Annotated in this window: 17 protein-coding genes; 10 read left to right on the top strand and 7 right to left on the bottom strand. The window is 66.0% G+C overall.

Annotation, left to right across the window (positions count from 1 at the left end):
* The 4 genes from deoA to cdd are packed head-to-tail and all read left to right on the top strand — an operon-like array spanning nt 1 to nt 3777.
* Nucleotides 1–1332 carry a thymidine phosphorylase gene (gene deoA / locus Q0894_RS02530; protein ID WP_299231166.1) on the top strand — a complete coding sequence of 444 codons (1332 nt, stop codon included), beginning with the start codon at nt 1–3 and terminating at the stop codon, nt 1330–1332.
* Nucleotides 1329–2636 carry a phosphopentomutase gene (locus Q0894_RS02535; protein WP_299231168.1) on the top strand — a complete coding sequence of 436 codons (1308 nt, stop codon included), beginning with the start codon at nt 1329–1331 and terminating at the stop codon, nt 2634–2636. Before deoA ends, Q0894_RS02535 begins: the two co-directional genes overlap by 4 nt.
* Nucleotides 2636–3376, top strand: a complete 741-nt coding sequence (gene deoD, locus Q0894_RS02540; protein WP_299231170.1) for a purine-nucleoside phosphorylase — start codon at nt 2636–2638, stop codon at nt 3374–3376. Before Q0894_RS02535 ends, deoD begins: the two co-directional genes overlap by 1 nt.
* Nucleotides 3373–3777, top strand: coding sequence for a cytidine deaminase (cdd, locus tag Q0894_RS02545; protein ID WP_299231172.1), 405 nt, complete (start codon nt 3373–3375; stop codon nt 3775–3777). Before deoD ends, cdd begins: the two co-directional genes overlap by 4 nt.
* A gap of 57 nt (nt 3778–3834) precedes the next feature.
* On the opposite strand, the gene Q0894_RS02550 is transcribed toward cdd, so the two are convergent.
* Entirely contained in the window at nt 3835–5358 is a 1524-nt protein-coding gene (locus tag Q0894_RS02550; RefSeq protein WP_299231174.1) for a hypothetical protein, read from the bottom strand.
* 25 nt (nt 5359–5383) lie between these two features.
* On the bottom strand, nt 5384–7738 hold the full coding sequence (locus Q0894_RS02555; protein WP_299231176.1) for a mechanosensitive ion channel domain-containing protein: 2355 nt from the start codon (nt 7736–7738) through the stop codon (nt 5384–5386).
* Between the two features lie 94 nt (nt 7739–7832).
* Here Q0894_RS02555 and Q0894_RS02560 point away from each other — a divergent pair, with 94 nt between their 5' ends.
* Nucleotides 7833–8840 (top strand): amidoligase family protein, encoded by a 1008-nt coding sequence (locus Q0894_RS02560; RefSeq protein WP_299231178.1) that lies wholly within the window; start codon nt 7833–7835, stop codon nt 8838–8840.
* Nucleotides 8837–9529: a gamma-glutamyl-gamma-aminobutyrate hydrolase family protein gene (locus Q0894_RS02565; RefSeq protein ID WP_299231180.1), complete on the top strand. Its 693-nt coding sequence runs from the start codon at nt 8837–8839 to the stop codon at nt 9527–9529. The genes Q0894_RS02560 and Q0894_RS02565 overlap by 4 nt, the downstream gene beginning before the upstream one ends.
* A gap of 121 nt (nt 9530–9650) precedes the next feature.
* On the opposite strand, the gene Q0894_RS02570 is transcribed toward Q0894_RS02565, so the two are convergent.
* On the bottom strand, nt 9651–10076 hold the full coding sequence (locus Q0894_RS02570) for an OsmC family protein (protein WP_299231182.1): 426 nt from the start codon (nt 10074–10076) through the stop codon (nt 9651–9653).
* Between the two features lie 244 nt (nt 10077–10320).
* On the opposite strand from Q0894_RS02570, the gene Q0894_RS02575 reads away from it, so the two are divergent.
* Nucleotides 10321–11100, top strand: coding sequence for a transporter substrate-binding domain-containing protein (locus tag Q0894_RS02575; protein WP_299231187.1), 780 nt, complete (start codon nt 10321–10323; stop codon nt 11098–11100).
* Here Q0894_RS02575 and Q0894_RS02580 read toward each other — a convergent pair.
* Nucleotides 11097–11657, bottom strand: coding sequence for a DUF1415 domain-containing protein (locus Q0894_RS02580; RefSeq protein WP_299231189.1), 561 nt, complete (start codon nt 11655–11657; stop codon nt 11097–11099). The two genes, Q0894_RS02575 and Q0894_RS02580, sit on opposite strands and share 4 nt — an antisense overlap.
* Nucleotides 11658–11747: 90 nt before the next feature.
* Nucleotides 11748–12455, bottom strand: a complete 708-nt coding sequence (gene nfi, locus Q0894_RS02585; RefSeq protein WP_299231191.1) for a deoxyribonuclease V — start codon at nt 12453–12455, stop codon at nt 11748–11750.
* A gap of 73 nt (nt 12456–12528) precedes the next feature.
* Here nfi and Q0894_RS02590 point away from each other — a divergent pair, with 73 nt between their 5' ends.
* Together Q0894_RS02590 and Q0894_RS02595 are read left to right on the top strand one after the other, a co-directional pair.
* Entirely contained in the window at nt 12529–13854 is a 1326-nt protein-coding gene (locus tag Q0894_RS02590) for an exonuclease SbcCD subunit D C-terminal domain-containing protein (RefSeq protein WP_299231193.1), read from the top strand.
* Complete coding sequence (locus Q0894_RS02595; RefSeq protein WP_299231195.1) at nt 13851–17165, top strand: AAA family ATPase; 3315 nt, start codon at nt 13851–13853, stop codon at nt 17163–17165. Before Q0894_RS02590 ends, Q0894_RS02595 begins: the two co-directional genes overlap by 4 nt.
* A 62-nt stretch (nt 17166–17227) precedes the next feature.
* Here Q0894_RS02595 and Q0894_RS02600 read toward each other — a convergent pair whose 3' ends face one another.
* The gene (locus Q0894_RS02600; protein ID WP_299231197.1) at nt 17228–18082 is read right to left on the bottom strand and encodes an SDR family oxidoreductase; all 855 of its coding nucleotides are present in this window, start codon (nt 18080–18082) and stop codon (nt 17228–17230) included.
* A gap of 101 nt (nt 18083–18183) precedes the next feature.
* A complete protein-coding gene (gene thpD, locus Q0894_RS02605) occupies nt 18184–19107 on the bottom strand; it encodes an ectoine hydroxylase (protein WP_299231199.1) in 924 nt (307 codons plus the stop codon).
* A 142-nt stretch (nt 19108–19249) separates the two neighbouring features.
* Here thpD and Q0894_RS02610 point away from each other — a divergent pair, with 142 nt between their 5' ends.
* Nucleotides 19250–19441, top strand: coding sequence for a DUF3008 family protein (locus tag Q0894_RS02610; protein ID WP_299231201.1), 192 nt, complete (start codon nt 19250–19252; stop codon nt 19439–19441).
* Nucleotides 19442–19748 lie beyond the last annotated feature (307 nt).

Here is a 19748-nt window from a genome sequence, read left to right on the forward strand (position 1 = left end):
ATGACCTCGCCGCTACCCCAGGAGTTGATCCGCGCCAAGCGTGACGGCCATGTCCTGGACACCGCTGCGATCGGTGAGCTGGTCAACGGCGTCGCCGACGGCCGGCTCTCCGATGCCCAGGTCGGTGCGCTGGCCATGGCGATCTACCTCAACGGCATGAACGAGGCCGAGACGGTGGCGCTGACCACCGCCATCCGCGACTCCGGCCTCACCCTGGCCTGGGACGACCTGCCCGGCCCGGTGCTCGACAAGCACTCCACCGGTGGCGTGGGCGATCTGGTCTCGCTGGTCCTGGGGCCATGGGTCGCCGCCTGTGGGGGGCACGTACCGATGATTTCCGGCCGCGGCCTGGGCCACACCGGCGGCACCCTGGACAAGCTCGAGGCGATCCCGGGCTACGATGTCACCCCGGACACCGCCACCTTCCGCCGGCTGGTGCGTGAGGTCGGCGTGGCCATCGTCGGTCAGAGCGGCGAGCTGGCCCCGGCGGACAAACGCCTCTACGCCATCCGTGACGTCACCGCCACGGTGGAGTCGTTGCCGCTGATCGTTTCCTCGATCCTCGGCAAGAAGCTCGCCTGCGGGCTCGACGCCCTGGTGATGGACGTCAAGAGCGGCAGCGGCGCCTTTATGCCCACCCATGCCGCCTCCCTGGAACTGGCCGCCTCGATCGCCAATGTCGCGACCCGCGCCGGCACGCCGACCACCGCACTGGTCACCGACATGAGCCAGCCGCTGGCCCCCTGCGCCGGCAATGCCCTGGAAGTGCACGAAGCGATCCGTGCGCTGACCGGCGAGCGGCACGACAGCCGCCTGATGACGGTGACGCGTCGCCTGGCCCGTGAATTGCTGATCGCCGGTCGCCTGGCCGACACCCCGGCCGCCGCCGAGGCCCGCCTCGAAGCCGCGCTGGCCTCGGGCGAGGCCGCCGACCGCTTCGCCCGCATGGTGGCAGGCCTGGGCGGCCCTGGTGACCTGCTCGACCACCCCGAACGACACCTGCCCCGAGCGCCGGTCACCCTGGCGGTGCCGGCCGAGCGCGCCGGCGTCGTCCAGCGCCTGGATACCCGGGCCCTGGGGCTTTCGGTGGTCGAGCTGGGCGGCGGACGCCGCACCCCCGGCGCCGCCATCGACCCGGCAGTCGGCCTGAGCGAGGTGGCCGCCATCGGCGAGGCGGTCGACGCCGAGCGTCCACTGGCGCTTGTCCACGCCGCCAGCCATGACGCCGCCGAGCGCGCCGCGGCCCGGGTGCGTGCGGCCATTGCCGTGGATGACGCCGCCGCCACGGCCCCGCCGCCGATCCATCAACGACTCCCGGGAGAGACCCCATGACTCACGTCAAATATCGCCGCGCCATCGTGCTAGTCCTCGACTCCTTCGGCATCGGCGCCGGCCCCGATGCGGAGCAGTTTGGCGATGCAGGCGCCGACACCCTGGGCCATATCGCCGCCGCCTGTGCCCGCGGCGAGTGCGAGCCTACCCAGGGCGCCACGGCGGGCCCGGAGGCGGCGCGAAGCGGACCGCTGTCGCTGCCGAACCTGGCGAGCCTGGGGCTATTCCACGCCCATCATGCCGCCACCGGCGCCTGGGCCGACGGGGTGACGCCGCCCAGCGACGTGATCGGCGCCTGGGGGCATGCCGCCGAGATCTCTTCGGGCAAGGACACTCCCTCCGGCCACTGGGAGCTTGCCGGCGTGCCGGTACGCTTCGACTGGGGCTATTTCCTCGAACGCGACAACAGCTTTCCCGAGGCGCTGCTGGAGGCGCTGGTCCGCGACGCCAACCTGCCCGGCGTGCTGGGCGACTGCCACGCCTCGGGCACCGACATCATCGCCCGCCTGGGCGCGGAGCATCTGACGAGCGGCAAGCCGATCGTCTATACCTCGGCCGATTCGGTATTTCAGATCGCCGCCCACGAAGAGACGTTCGGCCTCGAGCGACTCTACGACCTGTGCGAGACGGCCCGGCGCCTGCTCGAGCCCTACAACATCGGCCGGGTCATCGCCCGCCCCTTCACGGGCGACGCAGCGACCGGCTTTGCGCGCACCGGCAATCGGCGTGACTACAGCATCGAGCCGCCATCCCCCACGGTGCTGCAGACGCTTCACGACGCCGGCGGGGAGGTGATCGCCATCGGCAAGATCGCCGATATCTACGCCCACTGCGGCATCTCGCGCACCCTCAAGGCCAGCGGCCATGAGGCCCTGATGGACGCCACCCTGGCGGCCCTCGATGACTCGGGCGACGAGCCGGTCGGCACCCTGGTGATGACCAATTTCGTCGACTTCGACACCCTCTACGGTCACCGCCGCGACGTCGCCGGCTACGCCGCGGCACTGGAGGCCTTCGACGCCCGGTTGCCCGAGCTGCTGGCCAGGCTCAAGCAGGACGACCTGCTGATCCTCACCGCCGACCATGGCTGCGACCCGACCTGGCGCGGCACCGAGCATACGCGCGAGCAGGTGCCGGTGCTGGCCCTGGGCGGCGGCCTGGTACCCGGCCCCCTGGGGGCCCGTGACAGTTTCGCCGACATCGGCCAGAGCCTGGCCACCTGGCTCGGCTTGCCGGCCATGGATGACGGCACCAGTTTCCTTCCTTCCTGTTCTTCAGGCTCCAACGCTCAAGGAGAGTGCTGATGGCAACCCCGCATATCGACGCCGCCCCGGGCGACTTCGCCGACATCGTGCTGATGCCCGGCGACCCGCTGCGCGCCCAGTACATCGCCGAGACCTACCTGACCGACGTCAGGCAGGTCAACCGCGTGCGCAACATGGCCGGCTACACCGGCACGCATCGCGGCCGCAGGGTCTCGGTCATGGGCCACGGCATGGGCATTCCATCGGTGTCGATCTACGCCAAGGAGCTGATCACCGAGTACGGCGTGACGCGACTGATCCGGGTCGGCTCCTGTGGCGCGGTGCGCGATGATGTGGCGCTGCGCGATGTGGTGATTGGCCTGGGGGCCTCTACCGACTCGGGCGTCAACCGTGCGCGCTTCGCCGGCATGGACTTCGCCGCCACCGCCGATTTCGCCCTGAGCCGAGCCCTGGTCGATGCCGCCGACAAGCTGGGCGTGTCCACCCGCGTCGGCAATCTGTTCTCGGCCGATCTCTTCTACGATCCGCGCCCTGACACCGCCGAGCTGCTGCGTCGCTACGGGGTCGTCGGCGTGGAGATGGAGGCCGCCGGCCTCTATGGGGTGGCCGCCGAATTCGGTGCCCGCGCGGCCACCATCTGCACGGTCTCGGACCATATCCTCAAGGGCGACTCGCTGGACAGCAGCGCCCGCGAGCGCAGCTTCGACGACATGATGCGGGTGGCGCTGGATGCCGTGCTGCTCGACGACCACCAAGACAGTAGCGAGGCCGACGCATGAACACGCTGGATCCAGGCCTGATCGAGACGCTGGTAGCGGTACGCAACCGCGCCTACGCTCCCTACTCGCGGCATCCGGTGGGTGCCGTGGTGGTCAGCGAAAGCGGTAGCCGCTACGCCGGGGCCAACGTCGAGGTGGCTCACTACAAGGGGCTGTGCGCCGAGGCCTCCGCCATCGCCGCCATGGCCAGCGCCGGCGAGCGGCGCCTGCACGAGGTCTACGTGATGGGCCCCGGTCAGCAGCTGTGCACGCCCTGTGGTGACTGTCGCCAGCGCATCCGCGAGTTCGCCGACGAGAACACCCGTATCCGTGTGGTGGACGCCGAGGGCAACCTGCTCAAGCAATACACCATGGCCGAACTGCTGCCCGATGCCTTCGGGCCCGAGAACCTGGGAAGTTGAGAGCCTGAACACCTGAGCGTCGAGGCGCGGCACCACCAGAGGCAGCCGCCCCTTGCCTCAACCGGCGTCGGCCCCCTCCTCATGCCCCGGCCCCTCGGCGTGGACCCGCTCCACATCGACGATGCGCGAGCGGCTCATGACGATCTTCCAGCGCTGCAGGGTGGCGGGGCCACTGCCCTGGGTTTCGCGAATCACCAGGTTGAGGAGGTGGCGCTTTTCCACCTCCTCACGCACGACCTGGTCCCCCTCCCCCAGCCGGTAGACACGGCGACTGCTCTTGTCCATCAGCCGGGCGATCGGTGACAGATCGAGTGTCAGGCTCTCGCGGGTGTGGTCGTAGCCGCTCAGGAAGCGGGTCGGCGACATCCGCGAGCTGGAGCGATAGTGCAGCACCACCTCCTCGCGCTGTGCCACGCTGCGCTTGCGCACACGCTTGATCTCATCGTCGAGACGGTTGAAACGCTTGTAGTCGAACCACTCCAGCTGGCGCCCCACCACCTGGTCGCGGGTCGGATCCAGGTATTGGCGACGCCACTTGGGTCGCCCACGACGCAGCAGCCGCCACAGGGTATTGCGCAGGTCATCCTTGAACACCTCACGCAGGGCGTAGATGCCGGCCATGGCCAGCACGAAGAGCGCAGTGAGGTCGGCCAGCACGGTGCGAATCTCGAGCAGCCCGAGGGAGACGAATACCATCACCACCGCGGTGGCCATCGCCTTTACCGCCTTCTGCTCGGCACCGCCAAGCTCCTGGTTCTTCTGCTTGAGTGTCACCGGGTGCTCGATCAGCCGACGCAGCAGACGCATCTTGTTGGACATCCGCGTCGGATCGCGGGTCACCCGGGCGGAGTTGTACTCTCGCTCGCGGCGGTAGGCATCCTCGGCTCGACTGATCTCCGCCAGCCGTGCGCGTATCGGGCGAAAGCGTGACCCCCGGGGCAGGCCGGCAAGCAGTGCCAGCAGGCGCTGCTCGGTAAACCAGGAGAGGTAGTTGTCGATGGTGGCGAAATAGCGGTGCAGGCTTTCGTCACTGGGTTCCTGACGCCGCAAGCGGCTGAGAATACTGACCGCCAGATCGACATGCTCGGCCAGCCTGTGCTCCAGCTCCGACATCTGCTCACTTTCCGACGCCTTCTGCGGCTGAGAACGCGGCTCGGAGGCGCGTCTATCGACGCCCCTGGTCTGGGCGTCCCCCTCTTCCTCCCTTTCCCTCTCGGCCTTTTCCACCTTCTCGTCCTTCCTGGCGCGCCGCACATCATCGATCAGCGGCTGAATCGCGCTCTCCATGGCCACCACATACTGATAGGCATAGAGGCTCAGGCTGAGGCGATAGTGCTCGGCATCGAGCTTGCCGCGCTCGGCCAGACGACTGAGTACCAGCGGTAGACGGTAGCGGTCGCTGAAGTAGGTGCGCTTCACATAGATGGAGCCGTGATAGAAGTCCTCTTCGGGAACCACCTGACCGGTCAGGCCCAGCTCCCCCGGCACGAACAGAAAGAGATCGAGCCGGTGCGAGGTCTCCTCCTGCAGTACGCGGGAAACCTTGAGATGGAGACTGTCCTGACGTTCGACCTGAATCATGGGCGACTCACTCTAGGCTGGGCAACTAGCCCGGATCGGGCGAGCCGCCACTGCTGCTCGTCTGGTGGTGGGGGTCGGCGACACCGGCACGCCCCGGGGCGCGGCCGGACGCATCGCGCTCACTGGCCTGGTCGTCGCCGTACTCGCTGGCGCCATCCAGGCGGCCACCACCTTGCCCCTCCATGCTGACGCTGAGCCGTGGCACGCCGAGGTCGACACCCTGGGCTTCCATGCGCTGCTTGAGCAGCAGGTTGAAGGCGCGGGAGACGTCCCACTGCATTTCGGGAGCGGTACGGAAGCGCATCCGCAGGATCGGGCAACCATCCTCGAAGGCGTGGATCCCCTGCATCTCCAGCGGCGACCAGATGTAGTGACGCATCATCGGGTCCTGACGCAGCGTCTGGGCGGTCTCCTGCATCAGGGTGATGGCATCGTCGATCGGCATCTCGTAGGGGATGCGAATCTTCATCAGCGCGATACCGAACTGCCGCGACATGTTATGGATCGACTCGATACGGCTGAAGGTGATGATATGCACGATGCCGTCGAGATCGCGCAGGCGCACGGTGCGCAGCGTCAGCCCCTCCACCGTGCCCATATGACCGTTGATCCTGACGAAGTCATCCACGGCCAGGGAGTCCTCGATCAGGATGAAGATGCCGGTGATCAGATCCTGCACCAGCGTCTGGGCGCCGAAACCGAGCGCCAGACCGATCACACCGGCACCGGCCAGCAGGGGCGTGACGTTGACCCCCAGATTGGCCAGCCCGACGATGGCGGCGATGATCACGATGGTGGTGAAGATGACGTTGCGGATCATCGGCGTAATGGTCTGGGCGCGGGCCTGATTGACGCGCCGCCCACGGGAGCGCACCGAACTGGTCAGAGCACGCTGGATGGCGGTATCGGCGAAGATCCACGCCAGCCAGGCCAGCAGCAGGGTCAGGGCGATGGCCATCAGCGCCTGACCGATACGGGCACTGGCGACCCCCTCGCTACCAACGCCCAGCAGCGAGCCACCCCACACCTGCAGGAACAGCTCGGCGAAGGCGACCCAGGCCGCAACATGGCCCAGTACATAACCGAAGCGTTCGAGACGCACGCGATACTGGCTGACGCGACGCCGGCGCTGACGCCGCTTGCGACGTTCGCCATGGCGGCGCACCAGGCCGGTGACCACCAGCGCCAGCACCAGCAGTGCCGCCGAGATGATGGAGCGCGCCAGGGCAGTGCCCACGTCGCCCCCGGTCACGAAGATCGCGACCAGCGAGCCGCCCACCAGCAGCAGTGCGGGCACGTGCCACAGGCTGCCCAGCACCTGCACGATACTGGCACTGGCACCGGGCTCGCGGCGCTCACGCCAGGGCCGATTGCGGATGATATGTTCGATGGGCCGCTTGAACATGAAGATGAACCGCACGCTGAGCAGCGCCGCCAGCATATTGGCCAGCACCGAGAGCAGGCCGGCCAGCTCGGCACCGAGCAGCAGGGTGAGGCGCCCGGAGTTGAAGGCATCTCCCAGCGCCACCAGGGCACCGATCACGAACAGCGGGCGCAGGCCATGGTTCTGCACCAGTTGCACCGCCACGAAGCGATGTCCGCGAGTGAATTCCGATATAAAGGTTTCCACCACCACCGACAGGGTGCGACCACACAACGCGACATAGGCCACCACCAGTGCCAGCACGCGTCCGCTACTGGGCGGCACCAGCTGGCCAACCCCCAACACCAGCACGAAGGCCAGGCCCCAGGGCAGCATGCGGCGCAGGAAGTGCACACTGAGCAGCCAGGCACGCGGCTCTCGGGGCAGATCCAGGGGCCAGCCACGACGCCTGGCCAGCAGGCGCCCGAGGGCGATCAGGATCACCAGCAGTCCGCCCCAGATCATCAGCAGCACCATGGCTTCGATCGCGAAGCGAATCAGGTCGGCGTTACCGGTCTCGGCCACCAGGGCGCTCAGGTCATGCCAGCCCTGGTTGAGCTGCGCCTTCCAGTGTGCCACCGGTGACGCTTCCCCCTCGGCCTGCTGTCCAAGATCGCTGATGGTCTCCGCCAGGGCCCCGAGCAGGCCCTCCCGCGGGGCGATGCCACGCTCCTCGACCGCCTCGCCATGGACGCTCTGCAGGTCCTGCAGGCTCTCCAGCAGCTGGCCCCGCCGCTCGGCATCCTCGAGGGTGGCGATGATACGCTGCAGCGACTCCTGGAAGGCCTCAGGGTCATGCTGCTGCTGATCCTCCGCGGAGGTCACCAGGCCCGGCAGATTGACCGATTGCGCCTGAGCGGACGCCACGGGCAGCAGCCAGGCGGCAAGAATCAGCAGGAGTCCAAGCAGTAACGCCCAGGTGGTTGCGTATCGGCCGGGGCAGCGGTATGGGTACATCACACCTCCATGTCGATGGGTAAGCGAGGCGCCGTAGGCGGAGGTCAGTATGATACGCTCCCAGACGCTCCCATGTGACGCACAGGATGCCGCCATGACGCCACTACCGCCACCCGAACCCACGACTCACGAGGGCGAAACCCGCCGCGTGGGTGTCGAGATCGAGTTTGCGGGCCTGCCACCTCAGGATACCGCCGCCGTGGTTTGCACGCTGTTCGGCGGCGAGGTCAAGGCGCTCAGCCCCCACCGCCTCAAGGTGGAGGAGACTCGCTGGGGCACCTTCACCATCGAGCTCGACACCCAGTATGCCCATCCCGATGCGGAAGTGCTGGATGCCATGCCGAGTGGCGACAGCGAATGGGAGCGCCACCGCCACCAGATGAGGGTCGACCTGCATAGCCGTGCCCGGGAGCTGATCGGGGATGTGGTCACCGGCCTGGTGCCCACCGAGATCGTCTGTCCGCCGATTCCCTGGCATGAACTCGAACAGCTCGATGCGCTGTTCGCGGCGCTGCGTGAACATGGCGCCAAGGGAACCGACGACAGCCTGCTCTACGGCTTCGGACTGCACCTAAACCCCGAGGTCCCCAGTCTCGAAGTCGACAGCCTGCTCGACCACCTGCGCGCCTATCTGCTCACCGCCGAGTGGCTGCGTGAGCAGATCGATGTCGATATCACCCGCGAGGTCCTGCCCCACGCCAACCCCTTTCCCAAGGCCTATGCCCTCAAGATACTGGCGGCGGACTACAACCCGGATCTTGACACCCTGATCCGCGACTATCTGGCCGACAACCCGACCCGTAACCGCGAGCTCGACATGACCCCGCTGTTCGCCCACCTGCGGCCCGACTACCCCCACGAGCTGTTTCGCAACAAGCTGGTCAAGGCGCGACCCACCTTCCACTATCGGCTGCCCGACGCGCGACTCTCACAGCCCGACTGGGGCTCGGCGGTCGAGTGGAACCGCTGGCTGGAGGTGGAGAAGCTGGCCGCCGACACCGATACGCTCAGGCGCCGCGCCGCCGGCTATGTGGCCAAGCACACCCGCTCGCCGCTCACTCGGCTGTGGCTGAACCTGCGCCGCTGGGTGAAGGCCTCATGAGCAAGCGTCCACTGATCGGCATCACCACCTCGGATCGCAAGAGCCATACCGCCTGGCTCTTCGACTGGTTTGCGGTATGGCGCCACGGCGGCCGTCCTCTTCGACTATCGCCTTCAAGGCCCTGGCCGGAATACCTCGACGGCCTGATCATCGGCGGCGGTGACGACATCCAGGCCCACCTCTATGACGCCGAGGTACAGATCGACGTGCGTGTCGACCCGCAGCGCGACGAGCTGGAGCTGGAGCTGCTCGAGACCTTTATCCCCCGGGGCACGCCGGTGCTCGGCATCTGCCGTGGCGCCCAGCTGATCAACGTTTACCTGGGCGGCACCCTGGACCCGGATATCTACACCACTCACGAGGGGCTCAAGCGGCGCCGCACCGTGCTGCCACGCAAGACCGTGGATATCGTGGGGGACAGCCAGCTGCATCGCGTCCTGGGGGTCAGCTGGTGTCGCATCAACAGCCTGCACCATCAGGCCGTCAGGCAGGCCGGGCGCGGCATCGAGATCGTCGCCCGGGATCGCGATGGCCTGGTGCAGGGCATCGAGTCTCGCGATCACGACTTCCTGATCGGCGTGCAGTGGCATCCCGAGTGGCTGATCTTCAACCGCCCCCAGCAGCGTCTGATCCGCGCCCTGGCGAAGGCGGCAATGCGCAGCCGCCGTGAGGCAGAGTCCCCCGCCTGAGGCAGCGGCGACTTGGTGGCCACAATAACAACGTCGGGACCGCCATTCGGCTGCCCCGGCGTGATAGGTACCGCCCCAAGCGGTAACCATGTTTCGCAGAAGGTTCCGGAGAGGCGCTCCGTCACTCTTTCAGTGTCGCCTCGAGGGTGATCCTGGCGGTCAGCAGCTTGGAGATCGGGCAGTTTTCCTTGGCACCGTTGGCCGCCTCCTCGAAGGCCGCCTGATCGGCACCCGGCACGCGGCCCACGGTGGTCAGGTGGACATCGGTAACCGTCAGGCTGTCCGGGTCCAGGGTCACCTTGGCCTGGGTGTCGATGCTGTCGGCGGTATAGCCCGCCTCACCCAGCACCAGCGACAGCGCCATGGAGAAGCAGCCCGCATGGGCGGCCCCGATCAACTCCTCGGGATTGGTGCCCTCGGCGCCCTCGAAGCGGCGGCGAAAGTCATAGGGCGTCTCCTTGAGTGCGCCGCTACCGGTGGAGAGCGAGCCGCCTCCCTCCTTCAGGCTACCCTTCCACTGTGCACTTGCGGTGTTCTCGATGCTCATGACGTCTCCTTATACTTGGCTCATGTGAGTCGGTCGATCATCCTTCACCATAGACTATGGGGATATGAGCTCCATACGGCAAGATGCTCTGACTGCACGCCGCTTGGTACTCACATCATCTCTGCGCTGGAAATCTACGAGCCTTACTGATCACCAAGTGCACTGGCTCAGTCACAGGAGTGCGTGGTAGTTTTATGTGATGCTCATATAATAACTGCCACATAACAATCACAAGGAAAATTTAATGCTTCGACTCTCCTCTACTCTCTCGGCAATCCTGGCCTCGCTGTTGCTGGCCTCTTCTGTTCACGCCGAAGACCCGTTGAGGCTCGCCGTGGATATTCCCTTCGAGCCCTTCGAGTATCGTCTTCCCGACGGCACCCTGACCGGTTTCGAAGTGGAGCTGGGCGAAGAGGTATGCCAACGCATCGAACGCGAGTGCGAGTGGGTAGAACAGGGGTGGGATGGCATCATCCCCGGCCTGCTGGCCCGCAAGTACGACGCCATCATGTCATCGATGGCAATCACCGAAGAGCGTCGCAACAAGGTGCTATTCTCAGAGCCCTACTACAGCAATCCAAGCGTCTGGGTTACTCAGGCCGGCCAGGAGATCGATATCGAGGATCGAGATTCGCTAAAGGGGCTTTCGGTCGGGGTGCAGCGAGGTACTATCCGCGACAACTACATCACCGATACCTACGGCGATATCGTCGACGTCCGCCGCTATGCCACCGGTGAGGATCTGGCCCTGGACGTCCGGACAGGGCGTCTCGACACAGCCTTTATGTACTATCCACTAGCACTGTCGGCACTCGATGTCGATGCCGAAGGCAGCAACATCGTTACCAGTTCACCGCTGATCCGCGAGCCCAAGAGCTATTTTGGGCACGGCGTGGCGGTTGCCTTTCATCCTCGCGATGAAGCTTTGGCGGAACAGTTCAATGAGGCACTCCGCCAGATCAAGCAGGACGGCACCTACGATGAGCTGATGCGCAAATACGTCGACTACGATATCAAGATCTAGATGTCTTCGATCTGCCCCCGCAGCCTGGCGAGGGTCGTGCTGAGCCCAGCATGGCCCTCCTCGCGTAGCGCCGCCATATTGCGCTCGGGTATCGCCTCGGGCTCGGGGTGGTGAGCCAGTGCCTTCTCCACCCCTGCCTCGCGCAGCAGGTGCAGCATCGGCAGGGGTGAGCGGTTGGTGAAGTTGGCGGGATCCTCCGGCTCGGCATCCGCGAAACAGTAGTCCGGATGAAAGCTGGCCAGCTGATAGACCCCTTCATAGCCCTGGTCCACCAGCAGCGCCTCGGCTATCTCGAGAAAATTCAGATAGTCATCGAAGGCCGCTAGCCCAGGCGTCAGCACCAGCAGGGTCGTCTCGATGTCAGGCGTCTCGTCGAGACGCTCACATTCGGCCACCAGCGCCAGCAGGGCAGGCTTCCAGTCGCTGGCATCCTGTACCACATAGCGGATGGTGTCGCGGGCCACCTCTCGGCCGGCAAAGGGGCAGATATTGCGGGCGACCACGAAGGTCTCCACCCACTGGCGGGTCACGGCAAGGGGATCAACGGCTGGGGTCATGGTCGGCTCGCTGGGGAAGTGAGCCGGCAGTATAGCGCAGCGGCGCCTCGCCTCGATGTCTGCCTTAGGCCTCTCGATCGCCTCCCCTGTTCATGGCGTCTGGTCACCCTCTCCCCCGCGACGCGAGGCCAGACGATCCGCCAGCCGGGTCGGCTCCGGCAGCTTGGTACGCCGCAGACATGCCGTTACCCACTCGAGGGCCGTGGGCAGCGAGACCCGGTGGCCTGTGGAGACGAAGATCGGCTTCACCCTGGGCCGCGAGCGTAGCACCGCCGCGATCACCTCATCGTCAGGACCGTCGACCAGAGGCGTCCACTCTCCCCGTTCGGCGCCCGGCTCGGCGTGACGACCGCACAGCCGCGACTTGGCCACGCCGATGGTGGGCAGGTCGAGCCACAGCCCCAGGTGACTGGCCACCCCGAGCCGCCGGGGATGCGCGATGCCCTGGCCGTCCACCATCACCAGATCCGGTCGTACGCTCAACCGCTCGAATGCCGCCAACGCCGCCGGCACCTCACGAAACGACAGCAGCCCCGGGATATAGGGCATCCGCGTCGGCTCTCGATGGACCACCCGCTCAACCACCGAGAACTCACCGCCGGCCTCCGGCGGCCAGGCCAGCACTACCACGGCGGCTCGGGTGATCTCACCGCCCTGCTCGAAGCCGATATCGACACCGGCGAGATGGCGCACCTCGGTCAGGCGATCCTCCCGCTCGACTCGTCTGGCCAGGCGCTTCTGCAGGGCGATGGCGTCCTTCGGCGACAGATTCCAGTCATGGTGTGGCGTCGTCGTCATCAGTACTCCTGAACAGCCGCTATGAGTCACGTAGACTAACGCCTTCGGGACGCTGGATGGAAAGGGAGACACCATGAAGTTGATCCACACCGCCGACTGGCACCTGGGCCAGAGCTTTCATGGCCAGGAACGCCACACCGAACACCGCGCCTTCCTGAGCTGGCTGCTCGACACCCTGGAGGAGCGTCAGGCCGACGCCCTGCTGGTGGCCGGCGATATCTTCGATGTGGTCAATCCCTCGCTGCGTGCCCAGGAGCTATTGTTCCACTTTATCGTTTCCGCTCATGAGCGGCTGCCGACGCTGGATATCGTCCTGATCGCCGGCAACCACGACAGCGGCAACCGCATCGAGCTACCCGCCCCGCTGATGCGCCGTCTGCGCACCCACGCCCTGGGCCGGGTCAGCTGGCTGGACGACGGCACCCTCGACGCCGAACGCCTGCTGGTGCCGCTCACCGGCGCCTCGGGCGAGACGCGTGCCTGGTGCCTCGCCCTGCCCTTCCTGCGCCCCGCCGAGGTGACCGGCGCGGCGCTGGCGAGCGACGACGGCCCCGACGATACCCCCAACGACTATGTGGCTGGCATCACCCGGGTGCACCGACAGCTGATCGATGCCGCCGGAAAGTGCCGCGAGCCTGGCCAGGCTCTGGTCGCCATGAGCCACGCCCACCTGCACGGTGCCGCGGTGTCCGAGGCCAGTGAGCGCCCCATCGTGATCGGCGGCGAGGAGTCGATCTCCGCCGCCCTGTTCCCGGACTCTATTGCCTACGTTGCCCTGGGCCACCTGCACCGCGCCCAGCAGGTCGGCGAGGCACGCATCCGCTACAGCGGCAGCCCCCTGCCGCTGGACTTCAGCGAGGTGGCCTATCCCCACCAGGTGGTGGAGGTGACCCTGGCGGGCGAGGCCCTGGATGAGATCCAGACGATTCCCGTGCCCCGCCCGGTGGCCATGCACCGCGTCGGACCCGCGCCGCTGGAGCAGGTGCTGGCCGAGCTCGAGGCCCTGGAAGATGACCATGCACAACCCGACGTTCAGGGGCGAGAGCGGCCGAGAGACCTGTGGCCCTGGCTGGAGGTGCGCGTGGAGCTCGACTCACCGACCCCCGATCTACGTGCCCGCGTGGAGGCCGCCCTCGAGGGCAAGGCGCTGCGCCTGCTGCGCCTCGAGCGCCGCCTGCCCCGGATCGAAGACGACGATCAGAGGACCCGAGTCGACCTGGAGACCCTGGGCCCGCGCAAGCTCTTCGAGCGCACCTGGGAGAAACGCTGGGGTCAGCCGCCGGAGGAGGACGTGCTCGCCGACTTCGACCGCCTGCGCCAGGACGTGCTCGACGCCGATGCCACCTCGGACGACAACACCTTGGCTGAACCGTCACCAGCCGAGGAGGCGCGCCCATGAGAATCCTCGCCCTGCGCCTGGAGAACCTGGCCTCCCTGCCCGGCCCACTCGAGCTCGACTTCACCACGCCACCCCTCAGCGAGGCCGGCCTGTTCGCCATCACCGGCCCCACCGGAGCCGGCAAGAGCACCCTGCTCGACGCCCTGTGCCTGGCGCTCTACGGCGGTACACCGCGGCTGCGCCAGGCGCCGGCCCGGGACAGCCAGGTCGACGACACCCCAGATTCCACGCTGACCACCAGTGACCCGCGCACCCTGCTGCGCCGGGGCACCGCCTCGGGCTTCGCCGAGGTCGACTTCCTGGGCCGCGACGGGCGCCGCTACCGCGCCCGCTGGGCGGTGCGTCGCGCCAGGGAGAAGGTCACCGGCAAGCTGCAGAAAGCCGAGCAGTCGTTACGCGATCTCGAGGACGATCGCCTGCTCACGACCCAGAAGCGTGAATTCGATCGTCTGCTGCCGGAGCGCCTGGGACTCACCTTCGAGCAGTTCACCCGCGCCGTGTTGCTCGCCCAGAGCGAGTTCGCCGCCTTCCTGCAGGCCGACGACAACGCCCGCAGCGACCTGCTGGAACGCCTGACCGGCACGCGTGAATACTCCGAGATCTCGATGGCCGCCTACCACCGCGCCAGCCAGGCAAGAAAGGGAGTGGAGGCGCTGGAAACGCGACTCGCCGAGGACCTGCCCGCCACGCCGGAGACCCGCGCCGAGCTGGAGCACGCCGCACTGGTCAGTCGCCAGGCCCTGAACGACCTGCAGACGCAGGCGGAGTCACTCAAGGGCGAGCAGCGATGGCTCCATGAGGACGCCCGGCTGCACGAAGGCTATCGGGACGGCCATGCCGAGCAGCAGGCCGCCGAACATGCGTGGCAGGCCCTCGCCGAGCAGCGTGCCGACCGTGACTGGCGTCGGCTGATCGCCCCGCGGCGTCACGCCCTCGTCCGTCATGCCGAGCTGCCCGGCGAGATCGCCGAACTGCAATCGACCTACACCAGGACCATCACCGCTCGCGAGACCGCCGACGCCGAGCAGCAGTCTGCCGGCACGGCGCTCGAACGGGCCGAGCAGGCCATGAACGAGGCTCGTGAGAGCTACCGCCGCGCCGAGCCCGAGCTGCGCCAGGCCCGCGAACAGGCCCAGAGCCTGGCGACTCTGGATCAGCGCCTCGAGGAGCTGGAAGCGGCACGCGACAAGCAGCAACGACTCGCCGACCACATCACGGAGCAGCACCGCCACGCCCAGGCCACCCAGCATGAGCGTCAGCGCCAGCGCGACGAGTGGCAGGCACGGCTGCACGAGCTGATGGGCACTCACACCGACCTCGACGCCGCCCGCCAGGACTGCCAGCAGGCCCATGATCGGGCGGCCCAGCGTCACCTCGCCCTGGAGGCGCTAGGCAGCCGTTGGCAGGAGCTCGCTCGCGCCCGGCAGGCCCACCAGAGGCTCGCCACCCAGCTAGGCCAGGAACGCGACCGCCGCGACAAGCTGCTGGCCGAGGGCCAGGCCGCCCGTGAGCATCTCGACCGTACCCAGGCGCACTTCACCACCGTCTCCGCACTGGTCGAACGCAGCCGCGCGGTGCGCAGCGAGAGCGTGGTACGCCTGCGCGAGGCCCTCGAGGAGGACTCCCCCTGCCCGGTCTGCGGCGGTCTCGACCACCCCTGGCGGCACCAGCCGCCGGCAACCCCCGAGACGGCCCAGCTCGCCGCCCAGCAGCAGGAGGAGACCCGCCAGCTGGAGGAGGCGCGCAGCGCCCTGGATACCGCCCAGCAGCAGCGCGATGAGCTGGTCGGCGACTATCGCGCACTGGAACGCTCCCTCAAGCAGCTAGATCACGACCTCAAGGCCGCTAAACAGTGGTGCGACGACACCCTCCAGGCACTGACCCAGCATTCGCTTTACGGGGAGCTTGAAGGCATCGACGAACCCGACCGCGACGCCTGGCTGCAGGCCCAGCGCCGGCAGAGCGAAGAGCAGCGTCAGCGGCAGCGCCAGTCGCTGGAGGCCCTGAACCGGGCCAGCGCCGAACTGGCCCCGCTGGAGAAGGCCCTCCAAGACGGGCAGCTCGCACTGGCCCGCCTGGAGACTGAAACAACCAGCGCCACCAAGCGGCTGGCCGAACTCGCCGCCCAGCTGCCTCCGCTGCGCCAACAGCGCGACACGCTCGCGCGGGCCCTTGCCGAGCGACTCGGCGAACACGCCTCGCCCGACGCCTGGCAGCAGCGGCTCGACGCGCATCAGGAGAGCGCCCGCCAGGCCTATGACGGCGCCCTGGCTCGGCTGCATCAGACCCAGCGTGAGCAGCAGCGCCTTGCCCAGCAGACAGAACACGAAGCCAGACAGCTGGAGCAGCAAAAGCAAGAGCAACAGCGCCTGACCCAGGAGCTCGACGCCTGGCGCCAGGCTAACCCAGGGCTGAGTGATGCCACCCTGGCACGGCTGCTGGCCCAGGGCGACGACGCGGCTCGCGAGGAGGAGCGGAGAATCGAGGCGGCCGATGCCCGGCGCCAGCGCGCCACCGCCACGCTGGTGGAGCGCCGCACCGCCCTGCTGAATCATCGCCGCGGCCAGGAGTTGGTCGAGGACGAGAGCCTTGAAGGCAACGACCAGGCGTTGCTGAACGAGGCCGTGACCGCCGAGCTGCAGCGGCGCCAGGAGGCACTGGAACAGACCCAGACCGAGCTCGCGCCCAGGCTGGAGGCGGCCCAGAAGGCACGGGACGAGGCCGCCTTCGCACTCAACGATGACGATCGCCGGCGCGAGCGCCAGCAGGCCGGGCAGAGCGAACTGGAGGCCGCCCGCACCGAGTTCCGTCGCTGGGGACGTATCAGCGAGCTGATCGGCTCAGCCGACGGCAAGGTATTCCGGCGCATCGCCCAGGCCTACAACCTGGAGCAGCTTCTCGAGCACGCCAACGCCCATCTGGCGGGCTTGAGCCGCCGCTATCGACTGATTCGCGGCGGCAGCGAGCTGGGACTGCTGGTGGTGGATCTGGACATGGCCGACGAGCGCCGCTCGGTGCACTCGCTCTCCGGCGGCGAGACCTTCCTGGTCTCGCTGGCCCTCGCCCTGGGGCTCGCCTCCATGGCCTCCGGAGAGCTCACCATCAAATCGCTGTTCATCGACGAGGGCTTCGGCAGCCTCGATCCGCAATCCTTGGCGCTCGCCATGGAGGCGCTCGACGGCCTGCAGGCCCTGGGCCGCCGGGTCGGCGTCATCTCCCATGTGCAGGAGATGCATGAGCGCATCCCGGTGCAGATCCAGGTGGCGCCTCAGGGCAACGGCACCAGCCGGGCGAAATTGGTCAGTCAGTAAGGTTAGAGAAACGGCTCGCTGAGGTGGACAAACTCATCGTCAGCGAGCCGATTTACACACTATCAAGTGTTGAGCACGACGCCCCCGTTAAGGTGAAGAGTTTGTCCGGTCATATAGGATGACTCTTCGCTGGCTAGATAGACGTAGGCCGGGCCTATCTCGCTGGGCTGTCCGGCACGATCCATAGGTACCTGGCCGCCGAAGCCTGCGACTTTTTCGGCATCGAAACTGGCAGGTATCAGCGGCGTCCAAACTGGCCCGGGCGCTACCGCATTGACGCGGATGCCCTGATCGACCAGCGAGACCGCCAAAGAGCGCACCAGCCCTTGTATCGCGCCCTTGGTGGCAGAGTAGTCGATCAGGGTATCGTTGCCCTTGAAGGCGTTGATGGAAGAGGTGGCGATGATACTGTCACCATGCTGCATATGGGGCAGAGCAGCCTTGGTCAGGAAAAAGTGGCTGAAGATGTTAGTCTGAAATGTGCGCAAAAGCTGATCATCTGGTATCTGGGTGACATCGTCCCAGTCATGCTGCTCAGCGGCATTGTTGATAAGGATATTGACCTTGCCGAACGTCGCGAGAGTCTGGTCAATCGCTTCCCGACAGAACGTCGCCTCGCCCACGTCCCCCTGGAGCAGCAGGCAGCGCCGCCCCTCGGCCTCGACCAGCTTTTGGGTCGTTTCAGCATCTCGGGTTTCGTCCAGGTAGACAAGCACGCAGTCAGCGCCTTCGCGGGCAAAATGCAGCGCAATCGCACGGCCAATACCGCTGTCGCCACCGGTAATCACGGCCACTTTGTCGTTGAGTTTGGCGCTTCCCCGGTAACTCTCACGAATATACTCGGGCTCCGGATGCATTTTGTGCTCCGCGCCAGGCTGATGTGTTTGCTGCTGCGGGGGTTGTTTACGTTCTGTCATGAGTAAGCCCTCCGTCTTTACACCTTTGACACTCGCTCCTCTCGCCGGAAGAAGACGGCAGTTAAGGGGCCGCGCTGTCGACTACACCGCCCTGTTTGCAACTAAGATCGCTTGTTGGCGTCTACGGGCTTGAGGGGATCCCAGTCCTTGCGCGCAGCAAGAAATTCCGGGCGCGGCTTGTTGCCGCAATAAGGGTCGTGAAGAGTATTTTCCACGCTGTTGTAGACGAAGAAAAGATTACTCCTCGGCCAGCAGGACATGTTGATATTGGAGCCATGGAGCGTATTGCACTCAAACATCACAAGCGAACCTGAGTCGCCCTTGGGCGCTTCGATGCCGTTCTTCATCATCATGGACTTCAGGCTCGCGGCATCCGGCACACCGATTTCCTGACTCTTAAGCGATTCCTTGTAGTTGTCCTCGGGAGTGCGTCCAACACAGGGAATGAAGTACTTATGGGAGCCGGGGATCAGCATCAGCGGGCCGTTGAATTCGCCGTTGTCGGTCAGAATGATCGAGCAGCTCAGGGAGCGCATGCGCGGCATGCCATCTTCGCTGTGCCACGTCTCGAAGTCAGAGTGCCAGTTAAAGCCCTTGCCTTTAAAACCCGGCTTGTAATTGATGCGCGACTGGTGGATATATACATCGCTGCCGAGGATTTGCTGGACCATGGCCAAAAGCCGCGGGTCCCGTGTCAGGCGGCTAAAGCGATCGGAGATTGAATGAATGCCGAAGATGGAGCGAATTTCCTGTTTTCCCGGCTCCAGAACGGCACCCTCCGAGAGCTTCAAGTCCTCGTCGTCCTCGTATTCACGCAGCTCCTGGATAAAGGCCTGCATCTCTTCCCTATCGAAGAAATTTTCGAACGAGAGGAAGCCCTTTACTTCGAATTCATCCAGCTCCTTTTGGCTCAGCGGTCCATCCACGCGCTGTTCGTCATCGCTGTGAACGACTGGATCAATGCGCTCGAACATGTCCAGCTTGCGTTCCAACCGGGTCGGAAAAAGATCCTGCGTATCGCGCATAGCTCCTCCTCCTAGGTTATTCGGGGAGTAAAGCTAGTGCACAACCTGGGGCCTCATCAACCTTTTGCTGCCACCCTGTTGAATATTGCATACTTTACTTCAGGGATAGCAACACTCCTTGAACTGCAGAGGAAAAAGCAACATGCCGGCAAAATCAAAGGCTCAGCAAATGGCGGCTGGTGCAGCGCTGGCAGCCCGGCGCGGCGAGCAGAAAGTCAGCGATCTCGACGGAGCAGCAAGATCGATGTACGACTCGATGAGCGAGGAGGAGCTGGAAAAGATGGCCTCCACCCAGCGCCGAGGCAAGCCGCAGCACAACGAACAGTCGGACTGATCAGTCCCTGCAGGCGCCACGGCTCCGGTGAAGGCGTCTATTCGGAGCTCTCCGCTTGTTTTCTTGGAGATGGCTTCCTCACGCTCTGAGGGATAAACACGTTGATCACCTCTCAACCTGTTTAGATGACAACTAGGGTGACAGATAGGCCCCTGCTCCAGCGCCCCGCCATGTTGATACGGCAGCATGGCAGACCCAGCGGTCTCAATGACCAGGCGCAACGTAGGCTCTGAAGTGGTCCCCATCCTTCGGACCACCTGACAGGTCAGCTAAGCTCGGATCGGGACATCATCGGCGTCAGGCCGCC

Source organism: uncultured Halomonas sp., from assembly GCF_947501415.1.
GTDB lineage: Bacteria > Pseudomonadota > Gammaproteobacteria > Pseudomonadales > Halomonadaceae > Halomonas.

What these genes read in the sequence shown, in the direction of transcription:
- deoA (WP_299231166.1), top strand. Translation starts at nt 1, where the DNA reads ATGACCTCGCCGCTACCCCAGGAGTTGATCCGCGCCAAGCGTGACGGC.
- Q0894_RS02535 (WP_299231168.1), top strand. Translation starts at nt 1,329, where the DNA reads ATGACTCACGTCAAATATCGCCGCGCCATCGTGCTAGTCCTCGACTCC.
- deoD (WP_299231170.1), top strand. Translation starts at nt 2,636, where the DNA reads ATGGCAACCCCGCATATCGACGCCGCCCCGGGCGACTTCGCCGACATC.
- cdd (WP_299231172.1), top strand. Translation starts at nt 3,373, where the DNA reads ATGAACACGCTGGATCCAGGCCTGATCGAGACGCTGGTAGCGGTACGC.
- Q0894_RS02550 (WP_299231174.1), bottom strand. Translation starts at nt 5,358, where the DNA reads ATGATTCAGGTCGAACGTCAGGACAGTCTCCATCTCAAGGTTTCCCGC.
- Q0894_RS02555 (WP_299231176.1), bottom strand. Translation starts at nt 7,738, where the DNA reads ATGTACCCATACCGCTGCCCCGGCCGATACGCAACCACCTGGGCGTTA.
- Q0894_RS02560 (WP_299231178.1), top strand. Translation starts at nt 7,833, where the DNA reads ATGACGCCACTACCGCCACCCGAACCCACGACTCACGAGGGCGAAACC.
- Q0894_RS02565 (WP_299231180.1), top strand. Translation starts at nt 8,837, where the DNA reads ATGAGCAAGCGTCCACTGATCGGCATCACCACCTCGGATCGCAAGAGC.
- Q0894_RS02570 (WP_299231182.1), bottom strand. Translation starts at nt 10,076, where the DNA reads ATGAGCATCGAGAACACCGCAAGTGCACAGTGGAAGGGTAGCCTGAAG.
- Q0894_RS02575 (WP_299231187.1), top strand. Translation starts at nt 10,321, where the DNA reads ATGCTTCGACTCTCCTCTACTCTCTCGGCAATCCTGGCCTCGCTGTTG.
- Q0894_RS02580 (WP_299231189.1), bottom strand. Translation starts at nt 11,657, where the DNA reads ATGACCCCAGCCGTTGATCCCCTTGCCGTGACCCGCCAGTGGGTGGAG.
- nfi (WP_299231191.1), bottom strand. Translation starts at nt 12,455, where the DNA reads ATGACGACGACGCCACACCATGACTGGAATCTGTCGCCGAAGGACGCC.
- Q0894_RS02590 (WP_299231193.1), top strand. Translation starts at nt 12,529, where the DNA reads ATGAAGTTGATCCACACCGCCGACTGGCACCTGGGCCAGAGCTTTCAT.
- Q0894_RS02595 (WP_299231195.1), top strand. Translation starts at nt 13,851, where the DNA reads ATGAGAATCCTCGCCCTGCGCCTGGAGAACCTGGCCTCCCTGCCCGGC.
- Q0894_RS02600 (WP_299231197.1), bottom strand. Translation starts at nt 18,082, where the DNA reads ATGACAGAACGTAAACAACCCCCGCAGCAGCAAACACATCAGCCTGGC.
- thpD (WP_299231199.1), bottom strand. Translation starts at nt 19,107, where the DNA reads ATGCGCGATACGCAGGATCTTTTTCCGACCCGGTTGGAACGCAAGCTG.
- Q0894_RS02610 (WP_299231201.1), top strand. Translation starts at nt 19,250, where the DNA reads ATGCCGGCAAAATCAAAGGCTCAGCAAATGGCGGCTGGTGCAGCGCTG.